This is a genomic window from Saccharopolyspora sp. 6M, assembly GCF_020176775.1.
Taxonomy (GTDB): Bacteria; Actinomycetota; Actinomycetes; order Mycobacteriales; family Pseudonocardiaceae; genus Saccharopolyspora_C; species Saccharopolyspora_C gregorii.
Window position 1 is genome coordinate 1 of record NZ_JAIUJZ010000254.1, and the last position, 11,627, is coordinate 11,627.

10 protein-coding genes are annotated in these 11,627 nt (G+C 72.1%); 1 reads left to right on the top strand and 9 read right to left on the bottom strand.

Going from position 1 to position 11,627, the window contains the following annotated elements; translation table 11 throughout:
- Positions 1–71 precede the first annotated feature (71 nt).
- The 9 genes from LCD31_RS26460 to aspS all read right to left on the bottom strand — a co-directional run bounded on the left by LCD31_RS26460 (position 72) and on the right by aspS (position 10,065).
- Positions 72–413 (bottom strand): hypothetical protein, encoded by a 342-nt coding sequence (locus tag LCD31_RS26460; RefSeq protein ID WP_224962479.1) that lies wholly within the window; start codon positions 411–413, stop codon positions 72–74.
- Complete coding sequence (locus tag LCD31_RS26465) at positions 410–811, bottom strand: DUF948 domain-containing protein (protein WP_224962481.1); 402 nt, start codon at positions 809–811, stop codon at positions 410–412. The genes LCD31_RS26460 and LCD31_RS26465 overlap by 4 nt, the downstream gene beginning before the upstream one ends.
- Positions 812–935: 124 nt before the next feature.
- Complete coding sequence (locus LCD31_RS26470; protein ID WP_224962483.1) at positions 936–1,895, bottom strand: D-glycerate dehydrogenase; 960 nt, start codon at positions 1,893–1,895, stop codon at positions 936–938.
- A gap of 43 nt (positions 1,896–1,938) precedes the next feature.
- Complete coding sequence (locus LCD31_RS26475) at positions 1,939–3,291, bottom strand: replication-associated recombination protein A (RefSeq protein WP_224962485.1); 1,353 nt, start codon at positions 3,289–3,291, stop codon at positions 1,939–1,941.
- An 88-nt stretch (positions 3,292–3,379) separates the two neighbouring features.
- Positions 3,380–4,897, bottom strand: coding sequence for a SulP family inorganic anion transporter (locus LCD31_RS26480; protein WP_224962487.1), 1,518 nt, complete (start codon positions 4,895–4,897; stop codon positions 3,380–3,382).
- A gap of 306 nt (positions 4,898–5,203) precedes the next feature.
- The gene (locus tag LCD31_RS26485; RefSeq protein WP_224962489.1) at positions 5,204–5,818 is read right to left on the bottom strand and encodes a carbonic anhydrase; all 615 of its coding nucleotides are present in this window, start codon (positions 5,816–5,818) and stop codon (positions 5,204–5,206) included.
- A gap of 65 nt (positions 5,819–5,883) precedes the next feature.
- Complete coding sequence (locus tag LCD31_RS26490) at positions 5,884–6,234, bottom strand: hypothetical protein (RefSeq protein ID WP_224962492.1); 351 nt, start codon at positions 6,232–6,234, stop codon at positions 5,884–5,886.
- Positions 6,235–6,729: 495 nt separating this feature from the next.
- A complete protein-coding gene (locus tag LCD31_RS26495; RefSeq protein WP_224962494.1) occupies positions 6,730–7,947 on the bottom strand; it encodes a phosphotransferase in 1,218 nt (405 codons plus the stop codon).
- 309 nt (positions 7,948–8,256) lie between these two features.
- Complete coding sequence (gene aspS / locus LCD31_RS26500) at positions 8,257–10,065, bottom strand: aspartate--tRNA ligase (protein ID WP_224962496.1); 1,809 nt, start codon at positions 10,063–10,065, stop codon at positions 8,257–8,259.
- A gap of 430 nt (positions 10,066–10,495) precedes the next feature.
- Here aspS and LCD31_RS26505 point away from each other — a divergent pair, with 430 nt between their 5' ends.
- Entirely contained in the window at positions 10,496–11,515 is a 1,020-nt protein-coding gene (locus LCD31_RS26505; RefSeq protein WP_224962498.1) for a hypothetical protein, read from the top strand.
- Positions 11,516–11,627 lie beyond the last annotated feature (112 nt).

Consider the following 11,627-nt stretch of genomic DNA (forward strand, 5'->3'; position numbering starts at 1 on the left):
CGGGGAACCGGGGGCGGTCCGCTACCGGCGGGCCGGGACGGGCCGCACCGGTTCCCCGGAACGCCCGCCGTTCAGCGCTCCGCCCGGCGATCTCGCCGAGCCGGTGCGCGCACACCATCACCGGCCGGGCGCACCCGGCCTTCCGCCGGTCGAGCGTCGATCGCGCGAGGCTCGGACGGCCGGCGGGGCACCGAGGTGCCGTCGACGACGTCCTGCAGCTCCTGCTCCCGTTCGCTCATCCCGGCGCGCACGTCCGCACCGAACGAGCCGACGGCTCCCGCGAGTTCGCGCATGGCGCCGCCGAGCTGTTCGGCGACGCCGCTCGGGGTCGCCTTGCGGGCGGTCTCGTTGACCTTGCGGGTCACGAACACGCCTGCGGCGATACCGGCCCCGAACCAGAACATCCGCCTCACTTGCGTCCTCCCTTGCGGCGGGAGTGCTTGCCCCACGGCTCTTCCTTGCGCTTGCGGCGAGCTCGGAGAGCCTTGCTCACCCCGTACGAGAAGGCCGCGGTCTTCACCAACGGGCCACCCAGTGTAGCCGTGAACAGCGACGACAACGCCGAGACGTTGCCGCTGACCGTCTTGGCGTTGGCCGTGATGCCGTCCACCCGCTCCAGCTGGGTGTTGACGTGCGTCAGGGTCGAGTTGGCCCCGGTGAACAGCGGATCGGTGTTCTCGTGCGCCTTGCGGATCGCGACGGTCGCCTCGTCCAGCGTTCGGCCGAGCTTGACCAGCGGGATCGCCAGCAGCACGACCAGCAGCACGAACGCGCCCGCGACGATCAGCGCGGCGATCTGCGTGGGCGTCACGTGCCCTCCCGGTTTCCACGTGGTTTTCCTGCCACCGACGAGGATTCGCCGGTGTCTTGATCGCGCGTCACGTTACCGTGCCACCCCCGGGCGAGCGCTTCCGGTTCGTCGGCGCGTCCGACGGTCAAGCCGCCACCGGGGTGACCGGGCCGTTCCCGGTCAGCACGCCGACCACGTTGCGCGCGGCGAGCTCGGCCATCGCCGTGCGCGTCTCCTCGGTCGCCGAGCCCAGGTGCGGGACGAGCACCGCGTTGTCCAGCTCCAGCAGCTCCGGGTGCACGGCCGGTTCCTCTTCGAACACGTCCAGCCCGGCCGCCGCGATCCGGCCCGCGCGCAGCGCCGCGGCCAGCGCAGCCTCGTCCACCACCGGGCCGCGGCTGGTGTTGACCAGCACCGCGGACGGCTTCATCGCGGCCAGCGCCGCCGCGTCGATCAGGTGCCGGGTCTGCTCGGTCAGCGGGCAGTGCAGCGAGATCACGTCGGACTCCCGCAGCAGCTCGTCCTGCGGCAGGAACCGGGCGTCGAGCTCGGCCTCCACCCCGGCGGCCACCCGGCGACGCCCGGAGTAGGCGATGCGCATGCCGAACGCGCGCGCCCGGCGGGCCACGGCCTGCCCGATCCCGCCGAGGCCGATGATCCCCAGCGTCTTGCCCTGCAAGCCCGTGCCCAGCATGAACCCCAGGTGGAAGAACCACGGCGTGCCGGAGCGGATCAGCCGCTCCCCCTCCCCGAGCCTGCGGGTCGCCATCAGCACCAGCGCGAACGCGAGATCGGCGGTGGCGTCGGTCAGCACCCCGGGCGTGTTCGTCACGGTGACGCCACGGCCGGTCAGCTCGGGCACGTCCACGTTGTCGTAGCCGACGGCCACGTTCGCAACGACCTTGAGCTGCGGTCCGGCGGCGTCGGCGAACGCGCCGTCCACCCGGTCGCCGAGCATCGCCACGACCGCGTCGGCCCCGGCCACCACCCGGCGCAGGTCCGCCGGGTCCAGCGCCCGGTCCCGCTCGCAGACGTGCACCTCGCCCGCGGTGCGCAGCAGCGCCACGGCAGGTTCGGGGAGGTTCCGGGTCACGACGATCCGCACGGCGGCTCCTTCGATGCTGATGGCTTGGTTCCTGCGCTGCGGCTCACCCGCCGCGGACGATGCCGCGCAACTTCGGGACCCGCTCGGCCAGCACCCGCTCGGCGCCGCGCACCGTCGGCTCGTAGTAGTCGGTGCCGACGAGCTCGTCCGGCGCGTACTGCTGCTCCAGCACGCCCTCCGCGCGGTCGTGCGGGTAGCGGTATCCCTTGGCGTTGCCGAGCTTCTGCGCGCCCGCGTAGTGCCCGTCGCGCAGGTGCGGCGGCACCGGGCCGGCCTGCCCCGCGCGCACGTCGCCCATCGCCGCGTCGATCGCCGTGATCACCGCGTTCGACTTCGGCGCGGTCGCCAGGTGGATCGTGGCCTGCGCCAGCGCCAGCCTGCCCTCCGGCATCCCGATGAACTGCACGGCCTGCGAGGCGGCAACCGCGGCCTGCAGCGCCGTCGGGTCGGCCATCCCGACGTCCTCGCTGGCGTGCACCACCAGGCGGCGGGCGATGAACCGCGGGTCCTCCCCCGCCTCCACCATGCGGGCCAGGTAGTGCAGCGCGGCGTCCACGTCGGAGCCGCGGATGGACTTGATGAACGCGCTCACCACGTCGTAGTGCTGGTCCCCGCCCCGGTCGTAGAGCACCGCGGCCCGGTTCACCGTGGCCTCCACGGTGGCCAGGTCGATCCGGCCGGAACCGGTGGACGCGGCGGACTCGGCAGCCGCCTCCAGCGCGGTCAGCGCACGGCGCGCGTCCCCGCCGGCCAGCGCCACCAGGTGCTCCAGCGCGTCGTCGGCGAGCTCCAGCTCCCCGGCCAGCCCGCGCTCCTCGGCGACCGCGCGGCGCACCAGCTCCCGCACGTCGTCCTCGTCGAGGCTGCGCAGCTGCAGCACCAGGGAGCGGGACAGCAGCGGGGCCACCACGGAGAAGTACGGGTTCTCGGTGGTCGCGGCCACCAGCAGCACCGTGCGGTCCTCGACCGCGCCCAGAAGCGCGTCCTGCTGGGTCTTGGAGAACCGGTGCACCTCGTCGATGAACAGCACCGTCGCCTCACCGGAGCGGCCGAGGCGGCGGCGCGCCTCCTCGATGACGGCGCGCACCTCCTTCACCCCGGACGACAGCGCCGAGAGCGCCACGAAGCGGCGGCCCGTCGCGCGGGACACCAGGTTCGCCAGCGTCGTCTTGCCGGTGCCGGGCGGGCCGTACAGCAGGATCGACGCGGGGGCCGCGCCCTCCACCAGCCTGCGCAGCGGCGCGCCCGCGCCCAGCAGGTGCCCCTGCCCGAGGACCTCGTCCAGCGACCGGGGCCGCATCCGCACCGCCAGCGGCGCGTTCTCGGCCAGCTTCTCCCCGGCGCGGTCCTCGGTCTCGGCGCCGAACAACCCCTCGTCGAACAGCCCGTCGCTCACCCCGCCGACGCTACCCGGGACCCCCGACGCGGGCGCGCCAGAGGTGCCCGGTCGGGGCACCTCCGGCGCGGCGCTCGGACGGCCGGGGTCAGCGCACGCCCGCGGGCATGGCCACCTCGGTGCGGGCGTTGTCCCGCTCGCGCTGCGCGACCCAGTTCTGCACCGCCTGGTGGCAGGCCTGGTCCAGGTGCCGCACCGTGCTCAGATCCAGGTGCACGCTCTTGTCCGCGGGCACGTTCTCCAGCCGCTCCAGCAGCCTGGGCAGCCGCAGGAAGGTGGCGTTGCCGCCGAGCTCCAGGCGCAGGTGCCCGTCGTCGTGCTCCTCCTCCGTCACCGACAGCCGCGACACGTCGAAGGCGGTCTTCACGACCGCGGCGCCGAGGCCGATCAGCGTGCCGATGAGCAGGTCGGTGGACACGATCATCACCGCGGTCAGCACCAGCACCAGCGCCTCGGGCCGGTTCGTCCGCAGCATCTCGACGACCTTGTTCAGCTCCAGCAGCTTCCAGCCCGCCTGGATCAGCAGCGCCGCCAGCACCGCCGTCGGGATGAAGCCGAGCAGCCCGGGCAGCGCCACCACGAACAGCAGCAACCACACGCCGTGCAGCACGCGGGACGCCTTCGTCTTCGCCCCGGCCCGCACGTTGGCGCCGGACCGGACGATCACCGCGGTCATCGGCAGCGCGCCCAGCAGACCGCAGGCCGCGTTGCCCGCGCCCTGGGCGATGAGCTCCTTGTTGTACTGCGTCTTCGGGCCGTCGTGCATGCGGTCCACGGCGGCCGCGCTGAACAGGCTCTCCGCGGAGGCGATCAGCGCGAACGTGATCATGGAGCCGATCACCGCGGGGGTGATGGCGGCGGCCCACGCCTCGCCGGTGGGGATGTTGATGGTCTCCAGCAGCGAGCCGACCTCGGTCATCTTCAGCGGCAGGCCCAGCACCCACACTCCGGCGCTGACCGCGACGACGGCGACCAGCGCGGCGGGGATGCCGCGCACCTTCTCCGGCATCTTCTGCCAGCCGAACAGGATCACCAGGGTGACGACGGTGGCGCCGAGCCCGGCCAGCCCCTGCGGGGTGGTGAACATGGCCGCGACCAGGCCCGGCAGCCCCGCGAACTTCTCCGCGGTGTGCGCGGGCTGCTCCAGCCCGCCCACCGGGTACAGCTGGCCGAGCATGATCACGAGCCCGATGCCGGCCAGCATGCCCTGCACGACCGAGGGCGAGATCGCCCGGAACCAGGTGCCGATGCGGCCGATGCCCATCACGATCTGCATCAGCCCGGCCCCGAGCACGATCACCCCGAGCGTGCCGAGGCCGTGTTCGGACACCGCCGAGGCGACCAGCACGGTCAGGCCCGCGGCCGGACCGCTGACCTGCATGGTGCTGCCGGGCAGCAGGCCCACCACGATGCCGCCGATGACACCGGTGATGATGCCCAGCTCGGCGGGCACGCCGGAGGCGACGGCGACGCCGACGCACAGCGGCAGCGCCACCAGGAACACCACCAGGGACGCGCCGAGGTCGGCGCCGAAGGTCCCCTTCGGCCACTGCGGAACTCCGGAACCGGTGCGCCGCTCGGCGGACGCGTTGGTCTGAGTGGTCACGATGCACTCCATCGATGTCGGGAGGAGACGCCCGCGACCGCGCGGACGCGGGCGGGCGCTGAGCGGCGGGCGGCGGCCGTGGCGCGCGAACTCCGCGGGATCACCGCGGGACCTCCGCGCGGCACGCGGCCGCGCCCGTTCCGCTCGGGGAAGACCGGCGGTCCGCGGAACCGCGGGACGCCGGATCGCGGATCCACCGGTGCGCGCCGTTTCCGGACGCGCACCCGGGCGGGTCCGCATTGATGTGTTCGGGTCAGCGAATCGCGCCGAACGCCGCGTGGACCGCGCGCCGGTGCGCGGCCGCGATCACAGCGGCAGGAAGTCCACGTCGGCGGGCGAATCCGGGGTGCGATCCGGGCTGCGGAACACGAGACCGGTGTCGATCTCGTAGAACCACCCGTGCACCCGCAGATCGCCCTGCGCCACGCGGTCCCGGATGAACGGGTACTCGAACAGCGTGTCCAGCTGTTCCCGGACGTGGGCCTTGCTCTCGGAGCGCACCGCCGGGTCGGGCCCGACCGGCGCGGTCCGCGGCGGTTCGCCGGTGCCCAGCCAGGAGCGCAGCGCCGGCAGCTGTTCCAGGCCGCACCCGGCCACGCACTTCGCGGTCACGGCACCGCAGTGCGAATGCCCGCAGACCACGATCTCCGGAACGCGCAGTTGCAGCACGGCGTACTCGATCGTCGCCATTTCACTGGACGCGGAATCCGGGACGTAGTGCGGCACCACGTTCCCCGCGGTGCGCAATTCGAAAAGCTTTCCGGGTTCGGCCCCGGTGATGCGGGAGGGCATCACCCGCGAATCGGAACAGGTGATGAACAATGCCACCGGCTGCTGCCCGGAGGCGAGTTCCCGGCGGTGTGCTTCGGGGATCGTGCGCGGATGCCGACGCGCGTGGTCCACCAGGTGTTCGAAGTTCATTGCGCCGCCTCACTGAGCGTCTGAAGAGATCACGGGCCTTCGGTGTTCCGTTCCTGGAACACCGATCAGTGCCGGTAGACCTGCAGCACTGCCGGCGCGTGTCTCTCCCGGACGCACTGCGCGTCGCGCTGCGAGCACGCGTGCCCGCCGGATCGGGAGGTGGCGGGGGTGTGCCGCGCGGCGATGTCCTCGCGGAAGGCCCTCGGCAGCAGCTCCCGCGGCTCCGGCTCCCGGACCTCGCGCCGCGACGGCGAGGACGCCGCCGGGCGCTGGCGCAGCTTCTCGCTGTGCTCCTTGATCTCGTTCGTCTTGATCTCGGAGGTGTTGCGCACCGCCAGTTCCGCGCACAGCGTCGACTGGAACGGCACGACGACGGCGAGCAGAACCGTGAACAGCAGGAACACTCCTGCTCTCACGATCCTGATGCGCATCATGCCTCCTGGAACGGCGTGCGGTGGCGGCCTGCGGCCGAGGGGGTGGGGGCGACGGTGCCCGATCGGTACGTCCATCCGGAAGGCGCTCGCGCCATCGCGGCGAGCATTCGCTCCGATGTCCGCGCCCGGGGCGCTCCCGCTTCAGGAGGGGCGCGTCCACCGGTTGCTCGACACAACGTATCCGACTCACCCAGTATAAATGCAAGGGTGATCATCGCCCCAAAGATGAAGAAAGATTAATGCGCACAGCCGACCCACCCGATAAGACGCAGGAAGAGCGCTCGACATGCACGTTCCGCTACCTGTCCGGAGTCGAATCCGAAACGTGGACCCGTTCGAGTGGCATCGAGCGGACGCACGTTTCACTTCGATGAGATCTCAACGAAATCCGGATGTCCAGCACGTGACGTCGGGATCACGGCGACGTGGAACGGCCCCGGGCACCGGGATCGGTGCGCGGGGCCGCGGAAGAACGGGTCACTTCTCCTCGTCGCGGAACGCCGGGTAGCGCAGCAGCTGCAGCGCGCCGGCCCCGAACCGCTCCACCAAGGCGTCGACCATCGAGGACGCGTAGCCGGCCAACCCCGGCTCACCGCACTCCACCGCGTCGTCGCGCAGCTTGCGCCAGCGGTCCACCAGCGCCGTGCTCCGCCGCGGTGACGGCATGTGCAGGTCGATCGGCCGGTCCGACTCGCCCGTGCGGGGCAGGAACCACCACGTCGAGACCCACACCCACAGCACCTGCGCGTCGAACAGGCGGGGCAGCAGCACCTCGTCGTCGTCCAGCTCCGGCCACACCTCGGCGATCTCCGACCGCCAGGTCGCCAGCATCCCGTCCGCCAGGTTCTCCGGCAGCGAGTACGAGCACCAGGACGACGGGAACGGGTACTGCAGGTAGGCCGCGTCCAGCGCCACGTCCCGCACGCAGCCCCACTCGAAGTCCAGGAACCGCACCCCGGTCCCGGTCACGAGGCTGTTGTCCGGGCAGATGTCCGACGGGCTGAACGAGCGGTAGCGGCTCTGGTTCAGCAGCTCCGCCGCCGACTGCAGCCGGGCCGAGACCTCCGGCGGCGTGGGCACGCCCAGCGACTGCTCGATCAGGCCCGGCAGGTCTTCCAGCGAACGCACGATGTCCTCGGCCACCGGGTCCGCGCAGGACTTGGCGCCCACCCGGCGCATCAGCGCCTCGAAGTCCGCCTCCCGGCCGGCCAGCGTCGTGTGCAGGCGGCCCAGCGCCCGCGCCCACGCCAGCAGCGCCCGCTCCGCGGCCCGCGGGTCCTCGCCGAACAGCACGTCCGCGAGCGTGGAACCGCGTCCCAGGTCCTCCAGCACCAGCAACCGGCGATCGGCGTCGTGCGCGATCAGCTCGGGACCGACGCGGATCTCCGGGGGCAGCGCGGTCGCGAGCTGGCAGCTCGCCGCTTCGTGCGCGAACGGGTCCGAGCGGGCCTCCTCCGGGCATTCCCCGTAGTGCTTGAGCACCAGGGTCCGCGGCAGCTCGTACGGCGTCTCGGCGACCCGCACGCGAAGCACGACGGAACGCTCGCTGCCACCGAGGTCCTCGGCGTCGGCGAGGCGGACCGGGGCTCCCATGCGCTTGCTGAGCACGGCTTCGGCGGTGCCGACGGTATCGGTCACCGTGGTGCTGGCGGGCACACGGACCTCCGGAGGGCCGGAAGTGATCTCCACGCTCATCGTCTCCAGACACTACCCCCACAACCTGAACCCGAACGGGCAAGACCGGTCAAGTGCGCCACCGCAGGTAGTGGCGCGCGCACCGCACGTGCTCGTTCGGCCGTACCCCACTCACGCCGACGGGTACCGGAACCGGACCCGCGAGACCGTCGCGCACCGGTCCGGCGTTCCCACGTCATCCCGACGGAAGCGAGGCGGGCTCGCGTTGCATGGATTCGCGCGCGACATGCTCCGCCGGACGAAGAACGGGGCCGTGCTGCTCCGCGCAGCACCCCCCCGCCCTCGGTTCCCGGTCCGGCGGCTGCCGGGTCAGCTCTGCTTCTCGGTGAGCTTCTCCGTCGGCACCGGGTCCGCGCCCTTCGCGGCCGGCTTCGCGTCCACCCCGGCCTCCTTGCGCTGCTCGGCCGTGATCGGCGCGGGCGCGGAGGTCAGCGGGTCGAAACCGCCGCCGCTCTTCGGGAAGGCGATGACCTCGCGCAGCGAGTCCGCACCGGCCAGCAGCATGCAGATCCGGTCCCAGCCGAGCGCGATGCCGCCGTGCGGCGGCGGGCCGAACTTGAACGCGTCGAGCAGGAAGCCGAACTTCTCCTGCGCCTGCTCCTCGGAGATGCCCAGCACCGAGAACACCCGTTCCTGCACGTCCGCGCGGTGCACGCGGATGGAGCCGCCGCCGATCTCGTTGCCGTTGCAGACGATGTCGTAGGCCCAGGCCAGCGCGTGCTCCGGGTCCTCGTCGAACGTCTCCGCCCAGTCGGCGTTCGGCGCGGTGAACGGGTGGTGCACCGCGGTCCAGCGGCCGCTGCCCACCGCAACGTCGTCGCTGTCGGCGATCGGCGCGAACATCGGCGCGTCCACCACCCAGACGAACGACCACGCGTCGTGGTCGATGAGCCCGCAGCGCTCGCCGATCTCCAGCCGCGCGGCGCCCAGCAGCGCGCGCGACGGGGACCGCTCGCCCGCGGCGAAGAACACGCAGTCGCCCGGGTTCGCGCCGACCGCCGCGACCAGGCCGTCGCGCTCGGCGTCGGAGAGGTTCTTGGCGACCGGACCGGACAGGGTGCCGTCCTCGCCGACCAGCACGTAGGCCAGGCCCTTCGCGCCGCGCTGCTTCGCCCAGTCCTGCCAGGCGTCGAGCTGCCGCCGCGGCTGGCTGCCGCCGCCCGGCATGACGACCGCGCCGACGTACGGCGCGCGGAACACCCGGAACGGGGTGTCGGCGAAGTACTCGGTGAGCTCGGTGAGCTCCAGCCCGAAGCGCAGGTCCGGTTTGTCGCTGCCGTAGCGGGCCATCGCGTCCGCGTAGGTCATCCGCGGGATCGGCAGCGGGATCTCGTGCCCGATGAGCTTCCACAGGCCCGCGACGATCCGCTCGCCGAGCTCGATGACGTCGTCCTGCTCGACGAAGCTCATCTCGATGTCGAGCTGGGTGAACTCGGGTTGCCGGTCGGCGCGGAAGTCCTCGTCCCGGTAGCAGCGCGCGATCTGGAAGTAGCGCTCCATCCCGCCGACCATGAGCAGCTGCTTGAACAGCTGCGGCGACTGCGGCAACGCGTACCAGGAACCGGGCTGCAGGCGGGCGGGCACCAGGAAGTCCCGGGCGCCCTCCGGGGTGGAGCGGGTCATCGTCGGCGTCTCGATCTCGACGAAGTCGCGCTCGTGCAGCACCTCGCGGGCGACCCGGTTGATGTCGCTGCGCAGCCGCATGATCCGGGCCGGGCCGGAGCGGCGCAGGTCCAGGTAGCGGTGCTTGAGGCGGATCTCCTCGCCGACCTCCAGATGCTCGTCCAGCGGGAACGGCAGCGGGGCGGACTCGGAGAGCACTTCGAGCTCGGTGGCGTAGACCTCGATCTCGCCGGTGCCGATCTCGGTGTTCTCGTTGCCCTCCGGCCTGCGCACCACGTCACCGGTGATCCGGACGCAGAACTCGGCGCGCAGCCGGTGGGCGCGCTCGGCCATCTCGCCTTCGCGGAAGACCACCTGGGCGACGCCCGAAGCGTCGCGGAGATCGATGAAGATCACTCCACCGTGATCGCGGCGGCGCGCCACCCAGCCTGCCAGGGTGACGGACTGCCCGGCATGACCGGCGCGAAGCGATCCGGCCTCGTGCGTGCGCATCACGGGTACTGAGCTCCTCTTCAGGTCGACTGGTGCGACAACCGCCCTGCGGCGGTGCTGCGACGTCCGGGCGCGGCACGGCTCGGTGGCGACCGCGGACGTGAGGGGCACCAGGCTATCCAACGTGGCAGGGGCGCCGTCCAGCAGGTTTCCGCGCGCCGGTGCCGGTTTCGGCGGACCGCTCCCGACGTGGCGCGGGGCGCCCGGAATCCCGGTGCGGCGGATGCGCGTTCTCGTCGAGACCCCGAGCACCGGTTCGCGCACTCGGGGAAGTGGAGAGGGCCGGGCGGAGCAAAGAACGCTCGGCCGAACACAAAGAGCGCGAATTGGCCTCACACTTTAGTAGGTGCGTGGAACCGAAACTTGATCGTTGCGTGCCCGAGTCTCACTCATTAGCGTAAGTTCGCGAGTTCGGCGGACACGAGGAGTAACCATGACCGGTCCGAAGACCGACATCCGTTCCACGTCGCGCACAGCCGTCCGCAGCGAGCCCGCCCCACCGGTATCGCCCGAGCTCGCTGAACTCCTGCGAACCGGACCGTTCGAGGTGGCGCTGCGCGCGGCGATCCGCGCCAGCAGGCTGAGCCTGGAACGCATCCAGCACCGGCTCCAGACCCGCGGCACGCCGGTGAGCATCACCGCGCTGAGCTACTGGCAGTCCGGCCGCAGGCGCCCGGAACGCCCCGATTCGCTGCTCGCGCTGCAACAGCTGGAGAACGTGCTCGGCATCCCGGACGGCGCGCTCTCGGCGCTGCTCGGACCGCCGCGGCCGCGGGGCCGCACCCGGCAGGCCGCGCACGACGCGCCGCCGCTGAGCGAGCTGTGGTCCGAGAACGAGTCCGCGGTGGAGCTGCTGACCAGGATCGACACCACGCACGACAGCAAGCTGACCCGGCTCTCGCAGCACGACGTCGTGCACATCGACGCCTACGGCGACCAGCGCATGGTGCGCGCCAGCAAGCTGGTGCGCGCCGAGGCCAACGGCGCCGACCGCTGGGTGGTGATGTTCGACGGCGCCTCGACGAGCCCGGTGTCGCCGACGATCCGCCCGCTGCGGTCCTGCCGCATCGGCCAGGTGCTCACCGACCACGCCCGGGACGTGATCGTGGCGGAGCTGCTGTTCGACCGGCCCCTCGAACGGGGCGAGACGATGCTGCTCGAATACGAGATCTCCGACATGCCGACCGGCGCGAACGAGCCGGAGCACACCTTCTGCCGGCTGTTCCGGTTACCGGTGCGGCAGTACGTGGTGGAGCTGGAGTTCGACCCGGCCTGCCCGCCCGACCACGTGGAGAGCTTCGTCGGCGACTCGGCCGCGAACGAGGTGGCGCCGCCGAAGCCGTTGTCGCTCGACCGGCACGCCCGCACGCACGCGGTGACGCTGGACTTCGGCATGGGCGTGTTCGGCGTGCGCTGGCAGCCGTCGCGCCGGGCCCTGCTCGACGGGCGCTGAGCCCACCCCCACCCGCGCTCCCTGGGCCCGCCGGGCCGACGCGACCGCGTCGCGCGGCGTGATCGACGGCTTGGTCTCGACGTCCAGGATCAGCTTGTCGAAGTCGGTGCGC

Excerpts from the sequence above, each read along its gene's own strand:
- LCD31_RS26485 (WP_224962489.1), bottom strand. The coding sequence starts at position 5,818 with ATGAACTTCGAACACCTGGTGGACCACGCGCGTCGGCATCCGCGCACG.
- LCD31_RS26505 (WP_224962498.1), top strand. The coding sequence starts at position 10,496 with ATGACCGGTCCGAAGACCGACATCCGTTCCACGTCGCGCACAGCCGTC.
- LCD31_RS26495 (WP_224962494.1), bottom strand. The coding sequence starts at position 7,947 with ATGAGCGTGGAGATCACTTCCGGCCCTCCGGAGGTCCGTGTGCCCGCC.